22 protein-coding genes are annotated in these 26,628 nt (G+C 67.3%); 17 read left to right on the top strand and 5 right to left on the bottom strand.

The features are described from left to right. Positions 1–20: 20 nt before the first annotated feature. Entirely contained in the window at positions 21–1,325 is a 1,305-nt protein-coding gene (gene ugpB / locus WG903_RS18730; protein ID WP_340078097.1) for a sn-glycerol-3-phosphate ABC transporter substrate-binding protein UgpB, read from the bottom strand. 154 nt (positions 1,326–1,479) lie between these two features. On the opposite strand from ugpB, the gene WG903_RS18725 reads away from it, so the two are divergent. The 13 genes from WG903_RS18725 to aspS all read left to right on the top strand — a co-directional run bounded on the left by WG903_RS18725 (position 1,480) and on the right by aspS (position 17,733). After that, the gene (locus WG903_RS18725; protein WP_340078096.1) at positions 1,480–5,355 is read left to right on the top strand and encodes an FAD/FMN-binding oxidoreductase; all 3,876 of its coding nucleotides are present in this window, start codon (positions 1,480–1,482) and stop codon (positions 5,353–5,355) included. Continuing rightward, positions 5,355–5,807: an HIT family protein gene (locus WG903_RS18720; protein WP_340078095.1), complete on the top strand. Its 453-nt coding sequence runs from the start codon at positions 5,355–5,357 to the stop codon at positions 5,805–5,807. The genes WG903_RS18725 and WG903_RS18720 overlap by 1 nt, the downstream gene beginning before the upstream one ends. A gap of 118 nt (positions 5,808–5,925) precedes the next feature. Next, the gene (locus tag WG903_RS18715; RefSeq protein WP_340078094.1) at positions 5,926–7,284 is read left to right on the top strand and encodes a FecR family protein; all 1,359 of its coding nucleotides are present in this window, start codon (positions 5,926–5,928) and stop codon (positions 7,282–7,284) included. Between the two features lie 155 nt (positions 7,285–7,439). Continuing rightward, positions 7,440–9,029, top strand: coding sequence for a ShlB/FhaC/HecB family hemolysin secretion/activation protein (locus WG903_RS18710; protein ID WP_340078093.1), 1,590 nt, complete (start codon positions 7,440–7,442; stop codon positions 9,027–9,029). Between the two features lie 26 nt (positions 9,030–9,055). Next, entirely contained in the window at positions 9,056–9,469 is a 414-nt protein-coding gene (locus WG903_RS18705; RefSeq protein WP_340078092.1) for a DUF971 domain-containing protein, read from the top strand. 2 nt (positions 9,470–9,471) lie between these two features. Continuing rightward, positions 9,472–10,203, top strand: coding sequence for a bifunctional demethylmenaquinone methyltransferase/2-methoxy-6-polyprenyl-1,4-benzoquinol methylase UbiE (gene ubiE / locus WG903_RS18700; protein ID WP_340078091.1), 732 nt, complete (start codon positions 9,472–9,474; stop codon positions 10,201–10,203). 28 nt (positions 10,204–10,231) lie between these two features. Next, positions 10,232–11,194, top strand: coding sequence for a Tim44 domain-containing protein (locus WG903_RS18695; RefSeq protein WP_340078090.1), 963 nt, complete (start codon positions 10,232–10,234; stop codon positions 11,192–11,194). 38 nt (positions 11,195–11,232) lie between these two features. Next, positions 11,233–11,772 carry a hypothetical protein gene (locus WG903_RS18690; RefSeq protein ID WP_340078089.1) on the top strand — a complete coding sequence of 180 codons (540 nt, stop codon included), beginning with the start codon at positions 11,233–11,235 and terminating at the stop codon, positions 11,770–11,772. Further along, positions 11,769–13,325, top strand: coding sequence for a ubiquinone biosynthesis regulatory protein kinase UbiB (gene ubiB / locus WG903_RS18685; protein ID WP_340078088.1), 1,557 nt, complete (start codon positions 11,769–11,771; stop codon positions 13,323–13,325). The genes WG903_RS18690 and ubiB overlap by 4 nt, the downstream gene beginning before the upstream one ends. A 40-nt stretch (positions 13,326–13,365) precedes the next feature. Continuing rightward, complete coding sequence (locus WG903_RS18680) at positions 13,366–14,838, top strand: sodium:solute symporter family protein (RefSeq protein ID WP_340078087.1); 1,473 nt, start codon at positions 13,366–13,368, stop codon at positions 14,836–14,838. Between the two features lie 78 nt (positions 14,839–14,916). Then, a complete protein-coding gene (locus WG903_RS18675; protein WP_340078086.1) occupies positions 14,917–15,264 on the top strand; it encodes an FmdB family zinc ribbon protein in 348 nt (115 codons plus the stop codon). 11 nt (positions 15,265–15,275) lie between these two features. Continuing rightward, a complete protein-coding gene (locus tag WG903_RS18670) occupies positions 15,276–15,890 on the top strand; it encodes a DUF502 domain-containing protein (RefSeq protein ID WP_340078085.1) in 615 nt (204 codons plus the stop codon). Positions 15,891–15,939: 49 nt separating this feature from the next. Beyond that, a complete protein-coding gene (aspS, locus tag WG903_RS18665; protein ID WP_340078084.1) occupies positions 15,940–17,733 on the top strand; it encodes an aspartate--tRNA ligase in 1,794 nt (597 codons plus the stop codon). Positions 17,734–17,787: 54 nt separating this feature from the next. Here the strand turns inward: aspS and WG903_RS18660 are convergent, their stop codons facing one another. Together WG903_RS18660 and WG903_RS18655 are read right to left on the bottom strand one after the other, a co-directional pair. After that, positions 17,788–18,189: an SRPBCC family protein gene (locus tag WG903_RS18660; protein WP_340078083.1), complete on the bottom strand. Its 402-nt coding sequence runs from the start codon at positions 18,187–18,189 to the stop codon at positions 17,788–17,790. 56 nt (positions 18,190–18,245) lie between these two features. Beyond that, positions 18,246–18,866: a DUF938 domain-containing protein gene (locus tag WG903_RS18655; protein WP_340078082.1), complete on the bottom strand. Its 621-nt coding sequence runs from the start codon at positions 18,864–18,866 to the stop codon at positions 18,246–18,248. A 215-nt stretch (positions 18,867–19,081) separates the two neighbouring features. Here WG903_RS18655 and WG903_RS18650 point away from each other — a divergent pair, with 215 nt between their 5' ends. Together WG903_RS18650 and WG903_RS18645 are read left to right on the top strand one after the other, a co-directional pair. Continuing rightward, positions 19,082–19,690 carry a hypothetical protein gene (locus tag WG903_RS18650; protein WP_340078081.1) on the top strand — a complete coding sequence of 203 codons (609 nt, stop codon included), beginning with the start codon at positions 19,082–19,084 and terminating at the stop codon, positions 19,688–19,690. 154 nt (positions 19,691–19,844) lie between these two features. Beyond that, entirely contained in the window at positions 19,845–20,876 is a 1,032-nt protein-coding gene (locus WG903_RS18645; RefSeq protein WP_340078080.1) for an SMP-30/gluconolactonase/LRE family protein, read from the top strand. A 158-nt stretch (positions 20,877–21,034) separates the two neighbouring features. Here the strand turns inward: WG903_RS18645 and WG903_RS18640 are convergent, their stop codons facing one another. Together WG903_RS18640 and WG903_RS18635 are read right to left on the bottom strand one after the other, a co-directional pair. Continuing rightward, on the bottom strand, positions 21,035–22,882 hold the full coding sequence (locus WG903_RS18640) for a hypothetical protein (protein ID WP_340078079.1): 1,848 nt from the start codon (positions 22,880–22,882) through the stop codon (positions 21,035–21,037). A gap of 93 nt (positions 22,883–22,975) precedes the next feature. Further along, positions 22,976–24,853, bottom strand: a complete 1,878-nt coding sequence (locus WG903_RS18635; protein ID WP_340078078.1) for a hypothetical protein — start codon at positions 24,851–24,853, stop codon at positions 22,976–22,978. Between the two features lie 588 nt (positions 24,854–25,441). Here WG903_RS18635 and nudB point away from each other — a divergent pair. Beyond that, positions 25,442–25,909 (top strand): dihydroneopterin triphosphate diphosphatase, encoded by a 468-nt coding sequence (gene nudB, locus WG903_RS18630; RefSeq protein ID WP_340078077.1) that lies wholly within the window; start codon positions 25,442–25,444, stop codon positions 25,907–25,909. Then, positions 25,893–26,624, top strand: coding sequence for an endonuclease/exonuclease/phosphatase family protein (locus WG903_RS18625; RefSeq protein WP_340078076.1), 732 nt, complete (start codon positions 25,893–25,895; stop codon positions 26,622–26,624). Before nudB ends, WG903_RS18625 begins: the two co-directional genes overlap by 17 nt. Positions 26,625–26,628: the final 4 nt, after the last annotated feature.

Here is a 26,628-nt window from a genome sequence, read left to right as displayed (position 1 = left end):
TTTTGATTTGCCGAGTGCGGTCAGCCCTTGTTGGCTTTCTGGAAACGTTCGAGCAACTCGTTCCCGCGCTTCACGATCGAGTCGAGCGCTTCCTTCGCCGACTTCTTGCCGGCCCAGACCTGCTCGAATTCCTCGTCCTCGATGGCGCGGATCTGCACGTAGTTGCCCAGGCGGATGCCGCGCGACTTGTCCGTGGTCTTGCGGATCATCTGGTTGACGGCGGTGTCCGTCCCCGGGTTCTCCTTGTAGAAGCCCGACTGCTCCGTGAGCTTGTAGGCCGCCATCGTGATCGGCAGGTAGCCGGTCGTCTTGTGGAACTTCGACTGGACCTCGGGCTGCGACAGGTAGCTGAAGAACTCGGCCACGCCCTTGTATTCCTCGGGCTTCTTGCCGGCCATCACCCACAGGCTGGCGCCGCCGATGACGGTGTTCTGCGGCGCACCGGCGACGTCGGGGTAGTAGGGCAGGGTGGAGACCGAGAACTTGAACTTGGCGTTCTTGGACGCGTTGCCGTAGAAGCCGGACGACGTGGTGATCATGGCGCACTCGCCGGAGACGAACGACGCCTCGGCCGCGTTGGCGCGGCCCTTGTAGACGAACAGGCCCGTCTTGGCCATGTTCGCCAGGTTCTCGATGTGGCGCACGTGCAGCGGCGAATTCGCCACGAGGCGGGCGTCCATGCCGTCCAGGCCGTTGCGCTTGGTCGCGAGCAGCGTGTTGTGCCAGGTGGAGAAGCTCTCCAGCTGGGTCCAGCCCTGCCACGCGATCGTGAGCGGGCACTTGTGGCCGCTGGCCTTGAGCTTGGCCGCAGCGAGCGCGACTTCGGGCCAGGTCTTCGGCAGGTTGCTCGTGTCCAGGCCCGCCGCCGTGAACGCGTCCTTGTTCACGTAGAACACGGTGGTCGAGCTGTTGAAGGGGAAGCTCAGCATCTGCCCGCTGGGCGCGGTGTAGTAGCCCGCCACGGCCGGCACGTAGGCGGCGGGGTCGAACTTCTTGCCGGCGTCGGCCATGATCTTGCTCACCGGCACGACGGCGCCCTTGGAGGCCATCATCGTCGCCGTGCCCACCTCGAACACCTGCAGGATGTGCGGCGCGTTGCCGGCGCGGAAGGCGGCGATCGCGGCCGTCATCGACTCGTCGTAGACGCCCTTGTAGACGGGGACGACCTTGTATTCCTTCTGCTTCGCGTTGAAATCGGCGGCCAGCCCGTTCACGGTTTCGGCGTTGACGGCCACCATCGAATGCCACCACTGGATCTCGGTCTGCGCGTGGGCGGCGAAGCTGGCCGCCGCGGCGAGGACGAGCGCGGAAAGTTTGCGTTTCATGAAGACTCCTGGATGTTCGGTCGCGGCAAAAACGCGCGACTCTACCTTTGCTTTGTGACGGCGATTAGAACGGGCGCCCTTCCCGCGGGGCAAGCGGGTTTCCCATGAGCGGGCCCGGTGATTGCTGCGCTGCGGTAACATCTTTCGTTCTCCAATGAACGCACCCACGACGCTCAACCAACTCATCGCGGCGGCCGACGACGCGCCGCGCCTGCGCGAGATCCCCTACAACTACACCTCGTTCTCCGACCGCGAGATCGTGATCCGCCTGCTCGGCGCGCGCGCGTGGGAGGTGCTGAACCGCCTGCGCGAGGAGCGCCGCACGGGCCGCTCCGCGCGCATGCTCTACGAGGTGCTGGGCGACATCTGGGTCGTGCAGCGCAATCCCTACCTGCAGGACGACCTGCTCGACAACCCCGGCCGGCGCAAGCAGCTGGTCGAGGCGCTGCACCACCGCCTGCACGAGGTCGAGAAGCGCCGCTCGCCCGAGGGCGACGCCGAACGCGACGCGCTGGTCGGCGAGCTGCTCGACGACGCGAAGCGCGCCGTGCACGCCTTCGATGCGTCGTTCCGCGAGGTGTCCGACCTGCGCAAGCAGGCGCTCAAGGCGCTGCGCCGCTGCACCGCGAAGGACAACATCAAGTTCGACGGCCTGTCGCGCGTGTCGCACGTGACCGATGCGACCGACTGGCGCGTGGAGTACCCCTTCGTCGTCCTCACGCCCGACACCGAGTCCGAGATGGCCGCTCTGGTGAAGGGCTGCATCGCGCTGGGCCTGACCATCATTCCGCGCGGCGGCGGCACCGGCTACACCGGCGGCGCGGTGCCGCTGACGTGGAAGAGCGCCGTCATCAACACCGAAAAGCTCGAGGCGATGACCGAGGTCGAGATGACCGCGATCCCCGGTCACGCGCAGCCGGTGCCGACGATCTGGACCGAGGCGGGCGTGGTCACGCAGCGCGTGGCCGACGCTGCCGAACGCGCGGGCTTCGTGTTCGCGGTGGACCCCACCTCGGCCGAGGCATCGTGCATCGGCGGCAACATCGCGATGAACGCCGGCGGCAAGAAGGCCGTGCTGTGGGGCACGGCGCTGGACAACCTGGTGTCGTGGCGCATGGTGACGCCGCAATCGCAGTGGCTGGAAGTCAGGCGCACCGACCACAACCTGGGCAAGATCCACGACGCCGAAGTCGCGCGCTTCGACCTGAAGTATTTCGAGGCCGACGGCAAGACCTTCGTGCGCGGCGAAACGCTCGAGATTCCCGGCTTCACCTTCCGCAAGGAGGGCCTGGGCAAGGACGTCACCGACAAGTTCCTCTCGGGGCTGCCGGGCATCCAGAAGGAAGGCTGCGACGGCCTCATCACCAGCGCGCGCTGGGTGGTCCACCGCATGCCGGCGCATACGCGCACGGTGTGCCTGGAGTTCTTCGGCAACGCGAAGGATGCGGTGCCCTCCATCGTCGAGATCAAGGACTTCATGTTCGCCGAGCAGAAGCGTTCGGGCGTGCTGCTGGCCGGCCTCGAGCACCTGGACGACCGCTACCTGAAGGCGGTCGGCTACGCGACCAAGTCCAAGCGCGCCGTGCTGCCGAAGATGGTGCTGGTCGGCGACATCGCCGGCGACGACCCCGACGCGGTGGCGCGGGCGACGTCCGAGGTGGTGCGCATCGCCAACTCGCGCAGCGGCGAGGGCTTCGTCGCCATCAGCCCCGAGGCGCGCAAGAAGTTCTGGCTGGACCGCAAGCGGACGGCCGCGATCAGCAAGCACACCAACGCCTTCAAGATCAACGAGGACGTGGTGATCCCGTTGCCGCGCATGGCCGAGTACACCGACGGCATCGAGCGCATCAACATCGAGCTGTCGCTGGCCAACAAGATCCAGCTGGCCAACCAGCTGGAGCTGTTCTTCGAGCGCGGCAACCTGCCGCTGGGCAAGGGCGACGACGCCAGCGAGATCGCCTCGGCCGAAATCCTCGAGGACCGCGTGCAGCAGGCCCTCGCGCTGGTGCGCGAGGTGCGCGCGCAGTGGCAGGGCTGGCTCGACGGCGTCGAAACGCTGTTCCCGCAGCTGCAGGACCACACGCTGCGTGCCAGCTGGAAGACGCAGATCCGCGCGCCGCTGCAGGCCATCTTTGCCGGCAACGCGTTCGTGCAACTGCTGGCGGAAGTGAACGCCATCCACAAGCGCGTCCTGAAGGGCCGTGTGTGGGTCGCGCTGCACATGCACGCCGGCGACGGCAACGTGCACACCAACATCCCGGTGAACAGCGACGACTACCAGATGCTGCAGACGGCGCACACGGCCGTGAAGCGGATCATGATCCTGGCGCGCTCGCTCAACGGCGTGATCTCGGGCGAGCACGGCATCGGCATCACCAAGCTGGAGTTCCTGACCGACGACGAGCTCAAGCCCTTCGCCGACTACAAGCAGCGCGTGGACCCGGAAGGGCGCTTCAACAAGGGCAAGCTGCTGCGCCACGCGCAGGAGGACCGCGCGGGCTCGGTCTATGCCGACCTGACGAACGCGTACACGCCGTCGTTCGGCCTGATGGGGCACGAGTCGCTGATCATGCAGCAGAGCGACATCGGCGCCATCAGCGATTCGATCAAGGACTGCCTGCGCTGCGGCAAGTGCAAGCCGGTGTGCGCCACGCACGTGCCGCGCTCGAACCTGCTGTACAGCCCGCGCAACAAGATCCTTGCGACCTCGCTGCTCGTGGAGGCTTTCCTGTACGAGGAGCAGACGCGCCGCGGCGTGTCGATCAAGCACTGGGAACAGTTCGAGGACGTCTCCGAGCACTGCACCGTGTGCCACAAGTGCGCTTCGCCGTGCCCGGTGAAGATCGACTTCGGCGACGTCTCGATGAACATGCGCAACCTGCTGCGCAAGATGGGGCAGAAGAGCTTCCGCCCCGCCAACGCGGCGGCGATGTTCATGCTGAACGCCACCAACCCGGACACCATCCGCTTCGTGCGCACGGCGATGGTCGACGTGGGCTTCAAGGCGCAGCGCCTGGCCAACGACTTCCTGCGCGGTCTTGCGCGTAAGCAGGTCACGCGGCCTCCTTCCACCGACGGCGGCCCGCCGAAGCTGAAGGAGCAGGTGGTCCACTTCGTCAACAAGAAGCTGCCCGGCGGGTTGCCCAAGAAGACGGCGCGTGCGCTGCTGGACATCGAGGACAAGGACTACGTCCCCATCATCCGCAACCCGCAGGCCACGACGCCGGAGACGGAGGCGGTCTTCTACTTCCCGGGCTGCGGCTCGGAGCGCCTGTTCTCGCAGGTCGGCCTGGCGACGCAGGCGATGCTGTGGCACGCCGGCGTGCAGACGGTGCTGCCGCCCGGCTACCTGTGCTGCGGCTACCCGCAGCGCGGCTCGGGGCAGTTCGACAAGGCCGAGAAGATCATCACCGACAACCGCGTGCTGTTCCACCGCGTGGCCAACACGCTCAACTACCTGGACATCAAGACGGTGGTGGTGTCGTGCGGCACCTGCTACGACCAGCTGCAGGGCTACGAGTTCGACAAGATCTTCCCCGGCTGCCGCATCATCGACATCCACGAGTACCTGCTCGAGAAGGGCATCAAGCTGGAGCCGTCGACGGCCTACATGTACCACGACCCCTGCCACACGCCGATGAAGCTGCAGGACCCGATGAAGACGGTGAAGGCATTGGTCGGCCCCGACGTGCGCAAGTCCGAGCGCTGCTGCGGCGAGTCGGGCACCTTCGGCATCACGCGCCCCGACATCTCCACGCAGGTCCGCTTCCGCAAGGAGGAGGAGCTGCGCAAGGACGAAGCCGCGCTGCGTGCCAGCGGCAAGGTCGGCGAGAAGGACAACATCAAGATCCTCACCAGCTGCCCGAGCTGCCTGCAGGGCCTGTCGCGCTACGGCCACGACCTGCAGAACGGCCTGCTGGAGGCCGACTACATCGTCGTGGAGATGGCCAACCGCATCCTCGGCGAGAACTGGATGCCCGACTACGTGCACGCCGCCAATTCGGGCGGGATCGAGCGCGTGCTGGTCTGATGCGCGCCGCCGGCTGCCCCTTGTGCGACACGGCCGGCGGACACATCGTGTTCGCGGGTGACAAATTCCGGCTGATCCGGGCCGAGGAGGCGGGGTTCCCCGCCTTCTACCGCGTCGTCTGGAACGACCATGTCGCCGAGTTCACCGACCTGGGCGCCGCCGATCGCGCCCTGTGCATGGAAGCCGTGGCGCAGGTGGAGGCCCTCGTGCGCCAACGCCTGAAGCCGCACAAGGTGAACCTGGCCGCCCTGGGCAACGTCGTGCCGCACCTGCACTGGCACGTGGTCGCGCGCTTCGAGTGGGATTCGCACTTCCCCGCTCCGGTGTGGGCCGAAGCACGCCGGCCCCCGGATGCAACCGGCGTCGCACAGGTTGCGGAACAACTGCCCGGGCTCGATGCGGCCTTGTGCGAAGCGCTCGGAAACGGGCGTGGAAATTGCACGGCAGCGTGACAATCCGCACGGCACGCCGTGCACGCCCGGGGATCGGCGGGTAGTTGCCGCGCCGACAACCGTGTATAAACCCACGGAGAAGGGCTATTCAGAGGAAACAAGAGTGTCCGGAGGTGCCATGTTCCCCCAGAAGCGATACCCCCTCGCCGCGCGTGCCGCGCTCGGGGCCTGGCTGCTGCTTGCCGCGGCGGCCGCTGGGGCGCAGGTTGCCGGCCAGGTGGAGTTCTCGCGCGGCGTCGGCTTCGCGCAGACCGCCGGGCAGACCCCCCGCACCCTCGGCCAGGGCCTGGACCTGAGGGAAGGCGACCGCCTGACCACGTCCGACGGCGGCTCGGCCATCATCAAGATGCAGGACGGCACGCGCATGACCGTGCGTCCCAACTCCGAACTGGTCATCTCCCAGTACCAGTTCAAGGAGAACGCCAACGACAACGGCATGGTGATGCAGCTCGTGCGCGGCGGCTTCCGCGCCGTCACCGGGCTGATCTCCAAGAGCTCGCCCAACGCGGCCCGCGTGCAAACCAGCACGGCCACCATCGGCATCCGCGGCACGGACTTCGACGCGCGCGTCTGCACGCGTGAGTGCGGGCAGGAGTCGCAGCAGCTCGCCGCCGCCGTCGCGCGCCCCAACACGGTGGTCGCCAGCGCCAAGATCGCCAACGCGGTCGGCGAGGTCTTCGCGCTCGACACGGCCGGCCAGCGCCGCCGCCTGGTCGAAGGCGGCAGCATCTACCCCGGCGACGTCGTCGAGACGCTGCCCGGCGCGCGCGCCGTGCTGGCTTTCCGCGACGACAGCCGCGTGAGCGTGGGCTCCAACAGCCGTTTCCGCGTCGACAACTTCGTCTACGACGAGAAGAACGCCGGCGAAGGCCGCTTCCTCGCCAGCATCCTGCGCGGCTCGGTCCGCGCGCTGACGGGCCTGATCGCCAAGGCCGACAACCGCAACGCCAGCTTCTCCACCGCCACGGCCACCATCGGCATCCGCGGCACGGGCTTCGATGCCGTGTGCGAGGACGCCAGCTGCAACAACGTCACCCTGTGGACCTGGCTGGGTTCGATCGCCGTCACCCCGCAGGGCACGACCGCGCTGCAGCTGCTGCAGTCCGGCCAGGGCCTGTTCATCTCGCCGCAGGGCATCCAGCCGGTGCTGAACGCGCCGCCCATGGGCGACAACGCGCGCCCCGACACGGTCAACATCCCGCCCAAGCTGTTCGGCAACCAGGAAGTGTCGGACGCGCAGGAGGGCCTGTTCGTGTTCGTGCGCGACGGCCACATCGAGATCGCCACCGCCAACCAGGTGCTGCAGCTGGGCAAGGGCGAGGCGGGCTTCGCCGGCAACAACGGCGACACCGCGCGGCCGAACAACATCCCCAAGTTCATCGACTTCGACAAGATCCCCTTGCCGAACTCGAAGAACCCCTTGCTCGTGAGCGTGCTCGCCGATGCAGGCGTGAAGCAACAGAACCAGTGCAAGTGAGTGCCTTGCCACCCGTCCAAGGGTGACAAGGCGGTAACCGGATGACACAATCGCCGATCATCCGGTTCCAAGAACAAGAGGGGCGAATCCGAATGCTGACAACGACTTGTGCGCCCCGCCGCGAGTGCGGGCGCGTGCGGCTGGGGGTGTTTGCCTTGACGGCGCTGGCAGCCGCGGCGTCGGCGCTCGCGCAGGCTCCCGCGCCGGCCCCGGCACCGGCACCGGCACCCGCGCCGCCGCCCATGGCCGCCTCGGTCCCGCCGCCCACGTTCGCCATCAAGGGCTTCACCGTCACCGGCGAGAACCCGCTGGGCGATGCCGAGACCCAGCGCATCCTGTCGCCCTACGTGCGCAACGACGCCAGCATCGACACGCTGCAGCAGGCCTCGGGCGCGCTGGAAAAGGCGCTGCGCGAGCGCGGCTACGGCCTGCACCGCGTCTCGCTGCCGCCGCAGGAGGTGGGCCAGTCGGTACGCCTGACCATCATCAAGTTCACCATCGCCAAGGTGGACTTTGAAGGCCGCAGCATCTACAGCGAGGGCAACATCCGCCGTACGCTGCCCGAGCTGAAGGAGGGCGGCACGCCCAACTTCTCCAAGCTCGCCATCCAGACGGCCATCGCCAACGAGAACGCCAACAAGCAGATCCAGGTGAACCTGAAGGAATCGGAGGAGATCGACAAGATCGACGCCGTGGTGATCGTGAAGGAGCAGAAGCCCTGGAACATCGGCCTGGGCATCTCCAACGCCGGCACCAAGAATTCGGGGCGCGACCGCTTCACCATCACCGCCTCGCACAGCAACCTGTGGGATGCGGACCACCAGTTCGTCGGTGCGTACACCACCTCGCTGCAGCGCTCGGGCGACGTCAAGCAGATCGGCCTGACTTACAAGGTGCCGCTGTACACGCTGGGCGGCGTCATCGGCCTCACCGCCACGAAGTCCGACGTGGTCGGCAACTTCGGCGCCTTCTCCAGCACGGGCGCGGGCCACACGCTGGGCGCCAACTACACGCACTACCTCGCGCCCGAAGGCGGCCGCCGCAGCTACGTCAGCATCGCCATCGACGACAAGGTCTTCAACGCGACCGAGATCGACGGCGTCGTGGCCGGCGTGGACCGCCGCAGCCGCCCGATCACCCTGGGTTACGCGGCCCGCATCGAGAACGACGCCGCCGCCTATGGCTACGACGTCGGCGTGGCGGTCAACACCGCCACCGGCTCGCACAACGATTCCGCGTCGTACGCGGCCGAGGCGGTGGACACTGTCCGCTGGAAAGCCCTGCGCGGCTCGGCCAACTACACGGCGCCGTTCGCCGGCACGTGGCTGTGGTCGATGCGCGGCAGCTGGCAGTACAGCCCCGATCCGCTGATCTCCGGCGAGTCCTTCGGCCTGGGCGGCCTGGGCTCGGTGCGCGGCACCAGCATCGACCGGCCGGTCACCGGCGACAGCGGCCTGGCCGGCACGCTCGAGGTCAGCACCCCCGAATGGGTCGGCGGCCTGCGCCTGCTCGGCTTCGTCGACGCCGGCTGGCTGTCCAGCAACGACGCCGCCGTGCGCGGCAAGCCTTCGAGCGACCGCCTCGCCAGCGCCGGCCTCGGCCTGCGCTACGTGAAGGAGCCGTTCGCCTTCTCGGCCGACTACGGCCGCATCTTCGTGGGCAGCAAGGTGCCGCTCACGGCGAACTCGGCCGCGCCCAAGAACGGCGACGACCGCTTCTACGTCAACTTCCAGGTCCGCTTCTGATCGCACATGGGTCCTAGAATGGGCCCATGGCAGGACTCTCCACCGATACGCCCACGCCCGTCGAACTGACGGTGCACGGGCGTTCGCGCGTGCTGGAAGTGGCGTTCAGCGACGGCGCGCGCTTCCGCATCCCCTTCGAGCTCATGCGCATCTACTCGCCCTCGGCCGAGGTGCAGGGGCACGGCCCGGGCCAGGAAGTGCTGCAGACGGGCAAGCGCGAGGTCGAGCTCGCCGACCTCAAGCCCGTCGGCAACTACGCCGTGCAACCGACCTTCTCCGACGGCCACGACACCGGCATCTTCTCGTGGGACTACCTGTACTTCCTGGGCTCGCAGGAGGCCCAGCTGTGGGCCGACTATGAGCGGCGCCTGACGGAAGCCGGCGTCGAGCGCGATGCGCCCATGGCCGCCAAGGGCGGCCACGCCTGCGGGCACCACTGAGCATGAGCCAGACGCATTTCGGCTACGAAACGGTCGACGAGCAGGAGAAGGCGCGCCGCGTGCGCGGTGTGTTCGACTCCGTCGCGCCGAAGTACGACGTGATGAACGACCTGATGTCCATGGGCCTGCACCGCGCGTGGAAGGCCTACACGGTGCTGGTCGCCAACGTCGCGCCGGGTGCGCAGGTGCTGGACATCGCGGGCGGCACCGGCGATCTCGCGCTGGCGTTCGCGAAGAAGGTGGGGAGCACAGGCCGCGTCGTGCACACCGACATCAACGAGGCCATGCTGCGCACCGGCCGCGACCGGCTGCTCGATGCCGGCGTCGTGTTGCCCACGGCGGTGTGCGACGCGGAGAAGCTGCCCTTCGCCGACGCCAGCTTCGACGTGGTGAGCGTGGCCTTCGGGCTGCGCAACATGACGCACAAGGAGGCCGCGCTCGCCGAGATGAACCGCGTGCTGAAACCGCGCGGCAAGCTGCTGGTGCTCGAATTCTCGAAAGTGGCGCAGCCGCTGGCCAAGGCCTACGACTGGTATTCCTTCAACGTGCTGCCGCTGCTGGGCCGCTGGGTGGCCGGCGACGAGGCGAGCTACCGCTACCTGGCCGAGTCGGTCCGCATGCATCCCGGGCAGGAGGAACTGAAAGCCCTCATGCGCAAATGCGGTTTCGGGCATGTGGACTACCACAACCTCACCGGCGGCGTGGTAGCGTTGCATGTTGGAATCAAGTGCTGACGCGCGCCGTGCGTGTCCTGGAGGCATCATGAAATTCTGGATTTCCGTTTTCGCGCTGGTGATGGCGACGTTCGCATTCGATGCGGAGGCCGCGCGCCGCCTGGGCGGCGGCAGTTCCGTGGGCCGCCAGTCCTCCAACGTGACGCAGCGCGAGGCCCAGAAGCCCGCGGCGCCCAACCAGGCGCAGCCCACCGCGCCCGCCAATGCCACGCCGCCCGTGCAGCAGGGCCCGCGCTGGGGCGGCATGCTAGGCGGCCTCGCCGCCGGCCTGGGCCTGGCGTGGCTCGCGCATTCGCTCGGTTTCGGCGAAGCCTTCGGCCAGTTCATCCTGATCTTCCTGGTCGTCATGATCGCGATGACGCTGATCGGCTGGGCCATGCGCCGCCGCGCGCAACATGCAGCGCCTTACGCCTATGGCGGTGCCGCGCCGGCAGACGTCGCGCGGGCCCCGCGCCAGTACAGCCCGGACAAGGTCGGCAATGACGCCTCGGCCCGCCCGTGGGAGCGCGCCAGCATGGCGTTCGACGCCGCCAAGTACGCCCCGCAACAGCCGGGCGAGCCCGTGCGCATCGGTTCCGCCCTGGAAGGCGCGCAGAACTGGGGCGTGCCCGCGGGCTTCGACACCCCGGGCTTCGTGGAAGCCGCCAAGCGCAACTTCGTGACGCTGCAGGAAGCCTGGGACAAGTCGGACCTGCCGACGCTGCGCTCGATGATGACCGACGAGATGCTGGGCGAGATTCGCTCGCAGCTGGCCGAGCGCGAGCGCCAGCAGGCCGGCCAACCCAACCGCACCGAAGTCGTGATGCTCGAGGCGCAGTTGCTCGGCATCGAGGACCTGGGCGGCGACTACATGGCCAGCGTCGAGTTCTCCGGGATGATCCGCGAGGAGCCCGCAGCCGCGCCCAGCCCGTTCCGCGAAGTCTGGAACATGACCAAGCCGAAGAGCGGCGCCAGCGGCTGGCTCGTGGCCGGCGTGCAGGCCCTGCAATAGCCGCGGCGGCCCTCGTCTTTCGGCGAGAATCCGGGGCCATGGCCAGCCCCTTTCCCTTCCAGCCCCCGCCTTGGCTTGTGGATGAAGTGCAGCGCCGCGTGGTGCTGCTGATCAACCACGTGCTGATGCAGGAAAGCGAGGCCCAGGCGCGCCTCGTGCGCCAGGCCGGCAAGTCCGTGCAGGCGAGCTGGCGCTCGTTCTCGATGCGGCTCGCGGCCACGCCCGCCGGCCTGTTCGAGGTGGTCGGCGACAGCGGCACGCCCGCCGACCTGACGCTCACGCTCACCGAGACCTCGCCCTTCCAGCTGGCGCAGGCCGCGCTCAAGGGCGACAAGCCGCCGGTGCACATCGCGGGCGACGTGCAGTTCGCCGCCGAGATCAACTGGCTCGTCGAGAACGTGCGCTGGGACCTCGAGGAGGATCTCGCGCGCGTGATCGGCGATGCGCCTGCGCATGCCGTGGGCGATGCGGCACGGCGCGTGCTCGGCGCCATGCGCCAGTTCGTCGCCAGCGCCACAGCGGTGGGCGCGCCAACGCCCGCGCCGGGCCCGGGCCCGGGAGGCCCGGGAAGCGCATGACGCGTTACCTGCGCGGCCTCTACATCGTCTGGGTCGCGCTGCGCTACGGCCTGGACGAGCTCGTCCTCAAGAGCTTCCGGCTGGCGTCCATCGCCCGTGTCCTGGCCGTGGGCCGCGACCTGCGCGCGCCGCGCGGCCAGCGCCTGCGCCAGGCGCTGGAGCACCTGGGCCCCATCTTCGTGAAGTTCGGGCAGGTGCTGTCCACGCGCCGCGACCTGCTGCCGCAGGACATCGCCGACGAGCTCGCGCTGCTGCAGGACCGCGTGCCGCCGTTCCCCACCGAAGTCGCGGTCGCCACCATCGAGCGAGCCTTCCGCCGCCCGCTCGATTCGATCTTCGTGAGCTTCGAGCGGGAGCCGGTGGCCAGCGCCTCGATCGCGCAGGTGCACTTCGCGACCATGCGCGACCGCCAGGGGCAGCTGAAGGAAGTCGCGGTGAAAGTGCTGCGCCCCGGGATGCTGCCGGTGATCGAGAAGGACCTGAGCCTCATGCGCATGATGGCCGGCTGGATCGAGCACCTGTCCGAGGACGGCCGCCGCCTGAAACCGCGCGAGGTGGTCGCCGAGTTCGACAAGTACCTGCACGACGAGCTGGACCTGGTGCGCGAGGCGGCCAACGCCGCGCAGCTGCGCCGGAACATGGCGGGCCTGAACCTGGTGCTGATCCCCGAGATGTACTGGGACCTGTGCCAGCCCGACGTCATCGTGATGGAGCGCATGCACGGCGTGCCGATCTCGCAGCGCGAGCGGCTGGTGGCTGCGGGCGTCGACATCAAGCAGCTCGCGCGCGACGGCGTCACCATCTTCTTCACGCAGGTGTTCCGCGACGGCTTCTTCCACGCCGACATGCACCCGGGCAACATCCAGATCAGCCTGGCGCCCGGCTCGTTCGGGCGCTACATCTCGCTGGACTTCGGGATCATCGGCACGCTCACCGAGTACGACAAGGAATACCTGGCGCAGAACTTCACGGCCTTCTTCCGCCGCGACTACAAGCGCGTGGCGGAGCTGCACATCGAGTCGGGCTGGGTGCCGCCGGGCACGCGCGTGGACGAACTGGAGGGCGCGGTGCGCACGGTGTGCGAGCCGTACTTCGACCGGCCGCTCAAGGAGATCTCGCTGGGCATGCTGCTGATGCGGCTGTTCCAGATGTCGCGGCGCTTCCACGTGGACATCCAGCCGCAGCTGGTGCTGCTGCAGAAGACGCTGTTGAACATCGAGGGGCTGGGGCGGCAGCTGGACCCCGACCTGGACCTGTGGGCCACGGCCAAGCCCTTCCTCGAGAAGTGGATGCAGGAAGAAGTGGGCCCGCAGAAGTTCCTGGACGAACTGCGGGACCAGGCGCCGCGCTACGCCAAGCTGCTGCCCGAGCTGCCCCACCTGGTCCACAAGTACCTGCGCGAGCGCTCGTGGGAGGTGCGCAACATCGACCGCGAGCTGCTGCAGGAACTGAAGCGCACCAACCGCCTGCTGCAGACGGTGATGTACGCCGCCGTGGGCTTCGCGGCCGGCCTGGTCGTGGTGCAGTTCCTGCTGAGGATGCGCGGGTTCTAGGGGATAATTCCGCCCCAATACGAGAGGGGCTTGGACGGCGATGAACTACACGCTGATCACGTTTGTCGTGCTGTACCTGGTGGGCACGCTCGCCATCGGCGTGTGGGCCGGCACGCGCATCAAGAACACGGCCGACTTCGCCATCGCCGGGCGCAGCCTGCCGCTGATCATGGTGGTGACCACCACCTTCGCCACCTGGTTCGGCGCCGAGACGGTGATGGGCATCCCGGCCAAGTTCGTGCAGGGCGGCCTCAACGCCATCGTCGAAGACCCTTTCGGCGCCGGCACCTGCCTGATCCTCGTGGGCCTGTTCTTCGCGGCCAAGCTGTACAAGCAGAACCTGCTGACCATCGGCGACTTCTACCGCCAGCGCTACGGGCGCGGCGTGGAGATCTTCTGCTCGGTCGCCATCATCCTGTCCTACCTGGGCTGGGTCGCGGCGCAGATCACGGCGCTGGGCCTGGTGTTCTCCGTGCTCACCAACGGCGCCATGTCCGAGACCACCGGCATGATCGTCGGCACGCTCGCGGTGCTGGTCTACGTGGTGATCGGCGGCTTCCTCGCGGTGGCTTGGACGGACTTCATCCAGATGATCGTGCTGGTGATCGGCCTGTCGGTCATCGCCTTCTTCTCGGCGGAGCTCGCGGGCGGCGCCGACAAGGTGATGGCCCTGGCGTCGTCCAAGGAGCTGTGGAACTTCCTGCCGCCGCCCACGTTCACGGACATCGCCTTCTTCATCGGCATGGGCCTGACCATGATGCTGGGCTCCATCCCGCAGCAGGACGTCTTCCAGCGCGTGATGTCGGCCAAGGACTCCAACACCGCCCGCAACGGCGCGGTGATCGGCGGCGTGAGCTACATCCTGTTCGCCTTCGTGCCTATGTTCATCGTCGCCAGCGCGGTGGTGGTGATGGGCAACAGCGCGCTCGAGCTGGCGAAGAACGACTACCAGCGCGTGCTGCCCACCTTCGTGCTGACGAAGATGCCGCTGGTGATGCAGATCCTGTTCTTCGGCGCGCTGCTCTCGGCCATCAAGAGCACCTCGTCGGCGACGCTGCTGGCGCCTTCGACCAGCTTCGTCGAGAACATCCTGAAGAACATGCGCCCGCACATGAGCGACAAGCAGCAGCTGCTGGCCATGCGCGTGACCATCGTCGTCTTCACGGCCTCGGTGCTGGCCTATGCGATCGCGATGAAGGGCACCTCGATCTACGACCTGGTGTCCTCGGCCTACCAGGTGACGCTGGTGGCGGCCTTCGTGCCGCTGGTGATGGGCCTGTACTGGAAGCGCGCCACCACCCAGGGCGCGATCTTCTCGCTGGCGGCGGGCATCGCGGTGTGGGTGCTGTTCTTCCCGCAGGTCGGCGGCGAGGCGCTGTCCAAGATGTTCCCCGGCCAGCTCGCCGGCCTGATCGCCGCCTTCGCCGGGATGGTCATCGGGTCGCTGATGCCGCAGGTCCTGCGCAACCGCCACGAGCCGCGCACCCCCGTGGCGGGCCTGCAGCCGCACTAGGGAGAGCCGGGGTTGAAAAACCCCGCCCCCTCTATAATTGAGGGCTTTGCACCGCCGCAACGACCCCTAGACAACGCCATGCCGATCTACGCCTACAAGTGCGCGTCCTGTGGCCATGCCAAGGACGTCCTGCAGAAGATCTCGGACGACCCGCTCACCGTGTGCCCCGCGTGCGGCGCCGACGCGTTCGCCAAGCAGGTCACGGCGGCCGGCTTCCAGCTGAAGGGTTCGGGCTGGTACGTGACGGATTTCCGCGGCGGCAACAAGGCCGGCGCCGAAAAGTCCACGGATGCCGCCCAGCCGGCTGAAGCGGCCAAGACCGAGGCCAAGCCTGCCGAGTCGAAGCCCGCGGAGTCCAAGCCCGCGGACAGCACGCCCGCGACCAAGCCCGCGACCAAGCCCGACACGCCGGCGGCGGCGGGCTGAAAGCCGGCACCATGCTCGCCCTGCGCAAATGGCTCGTCGCCGGCCTGCTGGCCATCGTGCCGCTGGCCGTCACGTTCGCCGTGCTGCGCTGGATCGTCGAGACGCTCGACAGCACGCTGCTGATCCTGCCCGAGGCCTGGCAGCCGGACAAGCTGATCGGCTTCCACATCCCCGGCTTCGGCGTGCTGCTCACGCTGGCCATCCTGCTGATCGTCGGCGCGATCGCCACGAACTTTTTCGGCCGCAAGCTCGTCGAATGGGGCAATGGCATCGTCGCGCGCATCCCCGTCGTCCGCTCGATCTACTCCAGCGTCAAGCAGGTGTCGGACACGCTGTTCTCGCCGGGGGGCAACGCCTTCCGCACGGCGGTGCTGGTGCAATGGCCGCGCGAGGACGTCTGGACCATCGGCTTCGTCACGGGCACGCCCGGCGGCGACGTCACCAACTACCTGGTGGGCGACTACGTGAGCGTCTACGTGCCGACCACGCCCAACCCCACCGGCGGCTACTTCGTCATGCTGAAGAAGAGCGACTGCATCGAGCTGAAGATGTCGGTCGACGAGGCGCTGAAGTACGTCATCTCCATGGGCGTGGTCGCACCCGCCCACCACAACGACAATCCCTGACGCGCCGCGCGAAAGCGGCAGCGTCTTTCCCCGGAAAGAAGGTACCTCCATGCAACTTCGCACCACCTATTGCGGGCTCGTGACCGAAGCCCTGATGGGCCAGACCGTGACCCTGTGCGGCTGGGTCAATCGCCGGCGCGACCATGGCGGCGTGATCTTCGTGGACCTGCGCGACCGCGAAGGCTACGTGCAGGTCGTGTGCGACCCCGACCGCGCCGAGATGTTCAAGACGGCGGAGGGCCTGCGCAACGAGTTCTGCGTGCAGGTCAAGGGCGTGGTGCGTGCGCGCCCGGAGGGCACGACCAACGACAACCTCAAGAGCGGCAAGATCGAGGTGCTGTGCCACGAGCTCACGGTGCTCAACGCATCGGTGACGCCGCCTTTCCAGCTGGACGACGAGAACCTCTCGGAGACCACGCGCCTCACGCACCGCGTGCTCGACCTGCGCCGCCCCACCATGCAACGCAACATGATGCTGCGCTACAAGGTGACGATGGAGGTGCGCAAGTTCCTCGACGCCAACGGCTTCATCGACATCGAGACGCCGATGCTCACCAAGAGCACGCCCGAAGGCGCGCGCGACTACCTCGTGCCCTCGCGCGTACACGATGGCCTGTTCTTCGCGCTGCCGCAGTCGCCGCAGCTGTTCAAGCAGCTGCTGATGGTGTCGGGCTACGACCGCTACTACCAGATCACCAAGTGCTTCCGCGACGAGGACCTGCGCGCCGACCGACAGCCCGAGTTCACGCAGATCGACGTCGAGACCTCCTTCATGCTCGAGGAGGAGATCCGCGAGATGTTCGAAGGCATGATCCGCAGCACCTTCCAGAACGTGCTGGGCATCGACATCGGCGCCTTCCCCGTGATGAAGCACTCGGACGCGATGCGCCTGTACGGCTCCGACAAGCCGGACCTGCGCGTGAAGCTGGAGTTCACCGAGCTCACCGACGTGATGAAGGACGTGGACTTCAAGGTGTTCTCCAGCCCCGCGAACCAGCCTGACGGCCGCGTCGTCGCCCTGCGCGTGCCGGGCGGCGGCGAGATGAGCCGCGGCGAGATCGACGGCTACACCGAGTTCGTCAAGATCTACGGCGCCAAGGGCCTGGCGTGGATCAAGGTCAACGAGGTGGCCAAGGGCCGCGAAGGCCTGCAGTCGCCCATCGTCAAGAACATCCACGACGCCGCGATCGCCGAGATCATCAAGCGCACCGGCGCCAAGGACGGCGACCTGGTCTTCTTCGGCGCCGACAAGGCCAAGGTGGTGAACGACGCCATCGGCGCGCTGCGCGTGAAGGTCGGCCACAGCGAGTTCGGCAAGAGCCGTGGCCTCATCGAAGGCGCGTGGCGCCCGCTGTGGGTCGTCGACTTCCCGATGTTCGAGTTCGACGACGACGCCCAGCGCTGGAACGCGGTGCACCACCCGTTCACGTCGCCGAAGGACGGCCACGAGGACCTGCTCGAGACCGATCCCGGCAAGGCGGTCGCCAAGGCCTACGACGCGGTGCTCAACGGCATCGAGCTCGGCGGCGGCTCGGTCCGTATCCACCGCGAGGAGGTGCAGAGCAAGGTGTTCCGCGCGCTGAAGATCGACGCGGAGGAAGCCAAGCTCAAGTTCGGCTTCCTGCTGGACGCGCTGCAGTACGGCGCGCCCCCGCACGGCGGCATCGCCATCGGCCTGGACCGCTTCGTCATGCTGATGACGGGCGCCGAGTCGCTGCGCGACGTGATTGCGTTCCCCAAGACGCAGCGCGCGCAGGACCTGCTCACGCAGGCGCCGGGGCCGGTGGACGAGAAGCAGCTGCGCGAGCTGCACATCAAGCTGCGGAATCCCGCGGCCGCCTGACCTGTCGTCCCGGCGCAGGCCGGGACCCAGTGACTGTTGTTCGGACGCCGGCGCTCAGCCGGCAACGCCTTTCCGCAGGTTGGCAATGAAGTTGCCCCGGAACGTTTTCTCCACCAGCTCGCGTATGTCCGGCGGTGCCCCAGGGGTCGGATCGAAGTTCGCGCTCCACTCGATGGCGCACCGGTTCGCACCGAGCGAGGCCAGGCGCACGGTGGCGACATAGTTGGCCAGCGGCCACGGGGACTCGACCAGGGAATAGCTGAAGCTGTGCGCCGCCTCGTCATGGGCCTCGCAGCGCTCGACGACGGGGCCGGCACTGCCTTCGACGTGGCGGATCGCCCCGACACCCGTCCCGTCGACCCGCACCACGCGGGCCTTCGCCCAGATCTCGATGTCGCCGAAGTTTCTCAGCAACGCCCACACTTCGGCGATGGGTGCGGCGATTTCCTCTTTCACGTGAGCACGCTCCATGGCGATCCCCTGTTGCGGCGGGCAGGCCGGCGGCTGCAAAGCTACGCCTGTGGCTGGCGACCTGCAAGAGTGAACACCAACAGCAGGTTGTTGGCCGGCATCGCGTGCCGCTGCGTGAGCGCGAGCCCGTTGCGGGCGGCTTCCGCCACGACGTCATCGAGCTGGCGGATGCCCCAGGAAGGATCGCGCGCCTTCAAGCTCTCGTCGAACGCGAGATTGCTGGGGGCGGTCGGCACTTCCCTCTCGAAGTAGGGGCCGTAGGTGACCAGCAGGCCGCCCGGCACGAGGTGGCGTGCCGCCCCGGCCATGAGGCCGGCGCATGCTTGCCACGGCGCGATGTGCAGCATGTTGGCGCAGAAGATGGCGTCGAACGTGCTCGTCAAGGGCCACTGCTGTTGCGTGACGTCCAGCTGCAGCGGGGGCAGGACGTTGCCCACGCCCGACTGGGCGATCCTCTCGGCGATGAGGGGCACCGTGTCCGGATCGAAGTCGGTCGGCTGCCACGTCCACCCGGGCAGGGCGGCGGCGAACCAGACCGTGTGCTGCCCGGTGCCCGAGGCGATCTCGAGGGCCGCCCCGTGGCTGCCCAGGATGGCCAGCAGCCGCGCAAGGATCGGTTCCTTGTTGCGTTCGGCAGCGGGGCTGTGGGGGAGGCTTGGCATGGGTAGAGGGGAAGCATAGCGGACGTCATCAGCACCGACGGACCCGGTCGGTCGCCAACGTCCGACGAATTGCTCAGGCATTTCGAAACGCAGGCGGCTTCCGCCAGGGTGAAGCTCTGGCAATGAAAATATCGACGATCCGACTGTGTGCCCTTGCCCTTCTTGCGACCGCGGTCGTCGCTTGCGGGGGAGGCGGAGGGTCACCGTCGCCGGCTGTGGCCGCAGCCGCGGCCGCCGAGCAGCCCCAGCCGCAACCACCCCAGGCGCAGTTCTCGGACCTGCTCGTCATCGGCAACAGCATCACCAAGATCGGCCCGAACGCCATGGTGGGCTGGACGGGCGACTGGGGCATGGCGGCATCGTCGGCCGACAAGGACTTCGCCCACCTCACGGCGGCGGCCCTGCACCTGCCGCTCACGGCGCTGAATTTCTCCCCGCTCGAAAAGAACCCCGCGGACAACGTCTGGCAGATCCCGTCGTACGTGCAGGCGGCTACGCCACGAACCGCCGTGGTCGTCGAGCTCGGTGACAACGTGCCGTTGGCATCCGTGCCCGCGTTCGGCGCCGCATACGGCTTGCTGCTGGATGCGCTGCACGTCGCGAAGCTGGCCTGCGTGTCCACGTGGTGGAAGGAAGAATCCAGGGATGCCGTGATCGAGCAGGCCTGCAAGGCCCATGGCGGCAAGTACGTCTACATCGGCGACATCTACCCGCAGCGGGCCGACGACATTGGCCGCTACGCCGATGTGGATGTCGACCGGCATCCCCACGACTGGAGCATGCGGGTGATCGCCGAGCGCGTGACGGCGGCGCTGCAGAACTGACTCAGAGGCTAGTCACCTGTCATTGCGGGCTTGACCCGCAATCCAGCGTCTTTGAGTTGTCCGCATTGGATCGCTGATGCATTGACACTGCCGGACAGGTCAGTGACCATCCTCCGCTGAGTCGTTCATCGACGCGCCATCCGCAGGAGGTACTGTGTTTCGACAATTGCACGTAGCAGCAGTCGCGCTGGGCCTGTGCTGTGCCTCTTTCATCGCAGGGGCACAGACCGGATTTCGGCCGGGGCCCATCTTTGGGGCGGAAGCGAAGCTCGATCCGGTCTTCTCTGGCGGCTTTTTCCTCGAAGGGCCGGCGGTCGCGGAAGATGGCACTGTCTTCTTCAGCGATATCACGATCACCGCCCAGTCCAGTGCGCAGGCAGGACACGTATGGCGCTACGACCCGCGCACGGGCAAGACCGTCATCTTCCGCTCGCCGAGCGGCATGAACAATGGGAACCGGTTCGACGAGGATGGGAGCCTGGTCAGCGCCCTCGGCGCCGACTTCGGCTGCCGCTGCGTGATCCGCACCGACATGAAGACGGGCAAGAGCTCCATCCTCGCCGGGTTGTTCAATGGGCGTCCACTGAATTCGCCGAATGATCTCGTGATCGACCGGCAGCGGCGCATCTATTTCACCGACCCCCGGTACTACGGCCACGAGTCCGTGGAGCAGCCGGTCGCGGGTGTGTACAGGATCGACCCAGGCGCACCGGCCAGGCTGGTCATCGCCGATGCCGGGAAGCCCAATGGGATTGCCATCTCGCCTGACCAGCGCACCCTTTACGTATCTAGCATCGGGCCGCCTGCGACCGCACAAATGGCCAGCAACCTCCCGGCAGCCATGAACTGGAACGCTGTCTACGCGTACCCGCTGGGGGCGGATGGCAGCGTGGGTCCCCGGCAGACCTTGGTGGACTACTGGGGCCGCCGGACAGGGATCGACGGGATGACGGTGGACACGGAAGGAAACATCTATGCCGCCCGCGTCAGCGCGGTGCCGCAGGATCGCGGCGTTGTCGTGTTTTCGCCTACGGGAGAAGAATTGGCCTTCGTTCCGATGGCCGACAACCCCACAAATGTTGCATTCGGCCGTGGCGGCGATCGGCGCAAGCTGTACATCACCGCGCGAGCGAACCTTTTTCGGATCGATGTGCTGAAGGATGGGTTCCACCCCTTCGAAAAGTGAGGGCCCCGACGCCAAGCGTCCGCTTCTCAGACGCGCACCTGCGGGCGGTCAATCCGTCGGTCCGTGTCCGTCAGTGCAGCCGATCCGCCTTGGAGCGTCGATCTTTCCGGGGCCAGACCCTTCTCATCGATTGGCGGGGGTTGGCGCTGGCCATCGCCCTACCGAAGCGGCGCGATCCGGAGCAACGCGCGCCCTGAAGCGAAGACCAGCCCCTCCGGCGTCCAGACCATGGCAGCAGGCGCGTAGAACTGTCCCGGCAATGCACCCAGTGCGATGCCGGTGCGCGTCGGGTTCCCTGCGAACCTCGTGATTTCGCCATCGGGCGTGACTTTCAGGATGGAGCCAGCCTGGATGACGATGGTCGAGCCCACGTAGAAGCCTTGCGGCACGTAGACGTTGCCCTCCGGATCGATCGCAAGCTCAGGACTGCTGGTAAATGCCGGGATGGAGCCCGGCGCCCCCACCGTCGCGGTCCGGCCGTCGGGTGTGACGCGGTGCAGCGTCTGTCCTTCGGGCGAGTATGCGAGCGCGTACGCGGTGCCGCCTGAATCGACTCCAAACGATTCGATGCCGCCCGCCACGGGCGGAATGAGGTCGTCCGTCACCGTCGTCATCGTGCCCGCGGGGGTGATCCTGACCAGTCGCGAGCCATCGACCACGTACACGTTGCCCTGCGCGTCGATGTCCGGCCCGACCAGCGCGTGGCCGAAGGAGGTGCGGTGGCTCCCCTCCGGGTCGGCGGCGCCGGCGATCTCCGCCCAGGTACCGTCGCGCTCGAGCCGCCAGACCGCCGATCCGCGCAGCTGGCAGAACTCCGGCAAGCATTCCGTGTTACTCACTGCGAGGTAGTGGACGCGGCGGCCGGGGTCGTATGCATATCCGGTGGCGGCAATGAGGCGGCCGCCCGCGCTCGGCTGCAGAAGGGGGATCTCGGTGGTCACGTTGCCCGCCGGTGTGACGCGGCGAATCGAGTAGCCCGCGGTCTCACGCGACAGGACGAGTACGTCCGCACCGTCCGCAGCCGTTGACAGGACGCCGAACGGGCTGAATCGCGCGTCCGCGCCTTGCCCATCACGGGCCGGGCCGTAGTCGAATGGCATGCCCGCGAAGAGCTCAAAGTGCTCGCTGCCCGGGCGAAGCACTCCCAGCACGGCGTTCCCTCCCGAGGCGTAGAGGTTGCCCGCCGCGTCGGCTGCGATGTCATCGATGAAAGGCAGGAGCGCATCCGAGGCGGCGATCGTCGTCACCTGACCCGCGGGATCGAACCGGCGGATGGTCTGGCCATCGGAGAGGAACACATTGCCACGGCCATCCACTGCGATCTGCCTCGCGCGCGGGAAGCGCGCGGTGTTCGCAGGACCGTCGACGTTCGTCGCGCCCTCGCCACCCGCCACAGTGGTGATCGCGCCATCGGGGCTAAGCCGCCGCAACGCGGTCCAGAAATATTCGATGGCGCCGTTCGACTCCCCGTCCAGCACGTACAGGCCGCCCTGTCCGTCGCTGGCCATGTCGAGCACATAGCGCAGCGTGCCCTGGCCTCGGGGGCCATCCGTGCGCCCCGGTGTGTACTCGATGCCGGCGAACAGCGTCTTTTGGTTCGAGGGCGACACCTTCCAAATGGTGTCGCGCAGCGTCTCGTCGGTGACGTACGTGTTGCCCTGCGCGTCGAAGACGCTGCCGAAGGAGACGGGCAGCGAATTCCTGAAGGCGTCCTGCGGGGGCGTGCTGACAGCCCCTTCGGGTGTCACCGTCCGGAGAAGGCCACTGTTCTCGAAAACGACCAGGTTGCCGTGCGGATCGATCCACAGTTGCATCGGCCCCTGGAGCCGCGCCACGGGGCCGAGGCCGTCGACTTCGCCGGGGCCGCCGCTGCTGCCCGCCAAGAGCGTGAGCGCGGGCTGCACCGCCTCGGCGGCGGGATGGGTGCCGCCCCCGCCGCAGGCCGCGAGCAGCAGCGTGCAAGAGAGCGCTGCGAGCGACGCGAGCCGCGCAATTTTGATCGCCATCGTTCCCCCTGAGATCCCGGGGATGGTAAAGAGACTGCCGCGCTGCGACCGTGGCGCAGGTCACGGTTTGGAAGAAGTGGCTTTAGCGACGGCCTATTGCCGGATTTTCAGCAGCGCGAGCCCCGAGCCGACAACGAGCCCGTCGGGCGTCCATAGCATGGAGCTGGGCGCATAGAGGATTCCCGGGAGCGGGCCGAGCTGAATGCCCGCGCGACCCAACTGACCAGCGATGGTCGTCACAGTGCCGTCGGGGCTGACCTTGCGCACCGCGCCTGGGGTGTCTGGCCCTAAGTAAACGGACGCGTCCGCCACCGCCGCTGCAGGCATGTAGACGTTGCCTTCGGGGTCAACGGCCATGCTGTTGGCCAAGACCTGTGGCCCCTGCAGCCGTGCAGCCGCGCCTTTCCCATCGACCCACCCCGGCTGGTTGGCGGCACCGGCCATGAATGTCACTTGGCCGTCGGGGCTGATTTTCCGCAGCACCCAGTCGTTGCTGAACGCATAGGCGGTCCCTTCGGCATCGACCGCCAAGGCGCGCACGGCGACGTTTGCCGGCGCTATCGCCTGCACGACTGTCGAAAGTGCTCCCGTGGGCGTGATCTTCCGCAGGGCATTGCCATCGGCTACATACAGATTCCCCTGCCCGTCGATCACCGGCCCGGTGACCGGTGCGTTCTCGAGGTCCGCGAATTTGCTCAATGAGCCGCTGGCCGTCATCCGCCAGATCGCGTGCCCTGGCAGGCACACGCTGTCGCTGATGCAGTGGCTGCCCTCTGAAAAGTAATGGATGCGGCGCACCGCGTCGAAGGCATAACCATTGGGATAGGAGACTGCCGACGCCGGGGCCCCGGTAGGAGCCACGAATTCGGTCGTCACCTTGCCGACCGACGTTACGCGCCGCGTGGTGAGGCCCGCCTTCGCGCCGAAAATCTCCCATGACGCGACGAGCACGTCCCCGTTCGTGTCAAGTGCCGTTGGCGCGACCGACGAAAAGCGCGCTTCGGCGCCAGTACCGTCGATCGTCCCGCCCTCTGCGGGCTGGCCGACTAGGCGCGATGCGTTCCCCGTCCCGGCGGGCACCTTGTAGATGGCGCCGCCGTCCGTCGTGAAGTAGATGTTGCCCGCTTCGTCCGCGGTAAAGCGCCTGGGATACGGCACGTCGGCAGGGATGGGCAAGACCGTGTCGTTGCCGGCACCGTCCACGCGCACGATGCCACGCGCGTCCAGTACGTATGCGTTGCCCTTGCCGTCGGCGGTGATGGTGTCGATCCACGTGAAGCGGCCGCCCGTACCTGGGTCCTCGACGAGGGTCGTGACGGTGCCGTCGGCGGCGATCTTGCGCAGCCGCTGCACGACGGGCTCCGGCGGCTCGTCCCACTCATTGCCCGTTTCGTCCGCGACGTAGATGGAGCCATGCCGATCGGAGGCGAGGGCGAAGATCCGGCCGAAGCGCGCCTGGTCGAGCGCGCCGTCGATCGCGCGGCAATCGTCCGCGAGGCCGCCGAGGACCGAAGCCACGAGCGCGGGCGTCACCTTCCAGAGCACGCAGTGGTAGCTATCTGCCACGTATCCATTGCCATTCGCGTCAGCCCCGATCGGGTAGAACTTGCGCGACATGTCCAAGGGATCGGCGGCAAATGCGAGGCTGTTGTTTGCCCCAGCGCGGCGATGCACTCCTTTGCCATCGGAGACCCACAGCGCCCCGTCGCCAGCGATCGCGACGCGGATGGCGCTCTGGTAGTCGCGCTGCGGCGTCGTTCCATCGTTGCTGCCCAGTGTGGTCACGGTGCCGGTCTGCGTCACTGCGCGTAGAACGCTGTCGTCGCTGACGACGATGTTGCCTTGCGCGTCGGACGCGATGGCCAGCAGCGACGAGAAGCGCGCCGTGACTGCATCACCGTCCGTGAAGCCGGGGCCGCCAGTGCTTCCGGCAAGCAAAGAGAGCGACGCGGCGGGCGATTGGGGCGCCATGCTTGCGCCGCCGCAAGCAGCGAGGACGACGGAAGCGGCGAGGGCCGCGCACACAACAGCTCTAAGCAACATCAGGATCGGGCACCGGAACAAGTGGGCGGTCGCGTAGGGTTCGAACCTGAAGCAACCAGTTCAAAACTGCGCGTCGCACAAGGATACTCGGTCGACAGAGGGTGAAAAGAGGAAGTCGGTGCATGGTGAAACCGCGGGTGCCAGAACCCCCAACTGAATCACGCTGGGTAGATGCTGCTTAGATTGACAGAGACTTGGCTGGCTTGTCACCGGCCAACAACAACTTGTGTGCTGCGATCTGTTCATCCTTTGTCTGAAGCCGAATTGCCTGACCACCGGATCGGTGTGACGGCTCATGGCAGTCGGTGCTGAAGGTCCAATGGGGGCGAAGGCAAGGGAGCGCGGACGGACAATCCGTCGGTAGGTGCGTTTCCGGTTAACACCGACGCCGGCGACCTCGGGCTGAGGGGGAACTCTCCGGCACGAAATAAAGGAGGAGGTGCGCATAGCGCAGACCGGGGGACATTCGTGCCAGAAAGTTCCCATTCAGCCCCGCCCCACAGTCAAAATGGGCCCGTGCAACAGCCGCGCCCTTACAAGATCCCGCACTCCGTCCTGGTCGTCATCCACACGCCCAGCCTGCAGGTGCTGCTGGTCAATCGCGCCGACATGCCGGACTACTGGCAGTCGGTGACGGGTTCGAAAGACACCATCGACGAACCGCTCGAAACCACGGCCCGCCGCGAAGTCATGGAAGAGACGGGCATCGACTGCGCGATCGGGCGCCTTTCGGACTGGAACCTCGAGAACGTCTACGACATCTACCCGCGCTGGCTGCACCGATACGAGCCCGGCGTGAGGCGCAACACCGAGCACGTGTTCGGCCTGTGCGTGCCCGAGAACACGCCCGTCACGCTCAACCCGCGGGAGCACACGGCGTACCAGTGGCTGCCCTGGCGCGACGCGGCGGACACCTGCGCTTCGTTTTCCAACGCCGAAGCGATCCTGTTGCTGCCAGAATTTGCCGATGGCAACGCTCTTTAGGGTCGCGACCTACAACATCCACAAGGGTGTGCAAGGCCTCGGCCCTGTCCGCCGGCTGGAGATCCACAACATCGGGCATGCCATCGAGCAGCTCGACGCCGACGTGGTGTGCCTGCAGGAGGTGCGCAAGCTCCACCGGCGCGAGGAACGCTGGTTCAAGCGCTGGCCCGAGCTGCCGCAGCACGAGTTCCTCGCGCCCGAGGGCTACCACGCCGTCTACCAGACCAACGCGACCACGAAGCACGGCGAGCACGGCAATGCCCTGCTGTCGCGCTGGCCCGTGGTGTCGCACGGCCACGAGGACATGTCGGACCACCGATTCGAGCAGCGGGGGCTGCTGCACGTGGAACTGGTGGTGCACAAGCACAAGCTGCACGTCATCGTGCTGCACCTGGGCCTGATCGCCGGCAGCCGGCTGCGCCAGGTCGAGCAGATGTTGCGCTACGTCCACCGGGTCATACCGCGGCGCGAGCGCCTGATCATCGCCGGCGACTTCAACGACTGGGGCGCGAAGCTGCGGCCCGCGATGCGCGCGGCGGGGCTTTACGACTACGTCGCGGAGCGCACCTACACGTATCCGTCGCGGCTGCCGCTGACGCAGCTCGACTACGTCTACGCGCGCGGCGTCAAGCCCACGGGCGTGCTCATCCCGAAGGGCCGCATCTGGTGGCGCATGTCGGACCACCTGCCGCTGATCGCGGAATTCAAAGCCTAGGCGC

Source organism: Ramlibacter sp. PS4R-6 (assembly GCF_037572775.1).
Classification (GTDB): domain Bacteria; phylum Pseudomonadota; class Gammaproteobacteria; order Burkholderiales; family Burkholderiaceae_C; genus Ramlibacter.
This window is presented reverse-complemented; position numbering and strand designations above follow the sequence as displayed.

Coding starts and splice junctions, on each gene's coding strand:
- ugpB (WP_340078097.1), bottom strand. CDS start 1,325: ATGAAACGCAAACTTTCCGCGCTCGTCCTCGCCGCGGCGGCCAGCTTC.
- WG903_RS18725 (WP_340078096.1), top strand. CDS start 1,480: ATGAACGCACCCACGACGCTCAACCAACTCATCGCGGCGGCCGACGAC.
- WG903_RS18720 (WP_340078095.1), top strand. CDS start 5,355: ATGCGCGCCGCCGGCTGCCCCTTGTGCGACACGGCCGGCGGACACATC.
- WG903_RS18715 (WP_340078094.1), top strand. CDS start 5,926: ATGTTCCCCCAGAAGCGATACCCCCTCGCCGCGCGTGCCGCGCTCGGG.
- WG903_RS18705 (WP_340078092.1), top strand. CDS start 9,056: ATGGCAGGACTCTCCACCGATACGCCCACGCCCGTCGAACTGACGGTG.
- ubiE (WP_340078091.1), top strand. CDS start 9,472: ATGAGCCAGACGCATTTCGGCTACGAAACGGTCGACGAGCAGGAGAAG.
- WG903_RS18695 (WP_340078090.1), top strand. CDS start 10,232: ATGAAATTCTGGATTTCCGTTTTCGCGCTGGTGATGGCGACGTTCGCA.
- WG903_RS18690 (WP_340078089.1), top strand. CDS start 11,233: ATGGCCAGCCCCTTTCCCTTCCAGCCCCCGCCTTGGCTTGTGGATGAA.
- ubiB (WP_340078088.1), top strand. CDS start 11,769: ATGACGCGTTACCTGCGCGGCCTCTACATCGTCTGGGTCGCGCTGCGC.
- WG903_RS18680 (WP_340078087.1), top strand. CDS start 13,366: ATGAACTACACGCTGATCACGTTTGTCGTGCTGTACCTGGTGGGCACG.
- WG903_RS18675 (WP_340078086.1), top strand. CDS start 14,917: ATGCCGATCTACGCCTACAAGTGCGCGTCCTGTGGCCATGCCAAGGAC.
- WG903_RS18670 (WP_340078085.1), top strand. CDS start 15,276: ATGCTCGCCCTGCGCAAATGGCTCGTCGCCGGCCTGCTGGCCATCGTG.
- aspS (WP_340078084.1), top strand. CDS start 15,940: ATGCAACTTCGCACCACCTATTGCGGGCTCGTGACCGAAGCCCTGATG.
- WG903_RS18655 (WP_340078082.1), bottom strand. CDS start 18,866: ATGCCAAGCCTCCCCCACAGCCCCGCTGCCGAACGCAACAAGGAACCG.
- WG903_RS18640 (WP_340078079.1), bottom strand. CDS start 22,882: ATGGCGATCAAAATTGCGCGGCTCGCGTCGCTCGCAGCGCTCTCTTGC.
- WG903_RS18635 (WP_340078078.1), bottom strand. CDS start 24,853: ATGGCGCCCCAATCGCCCGCCGCGTCGCTCTCTTTGCTTGCCGGAAGC.
- WG903_RS18625 (WP_340078076.1), top strand. CDS start 25,893: ATGGCAACGCTCTTTAGGGTCGCGACCTACAACATCCACAAGGGTGTG.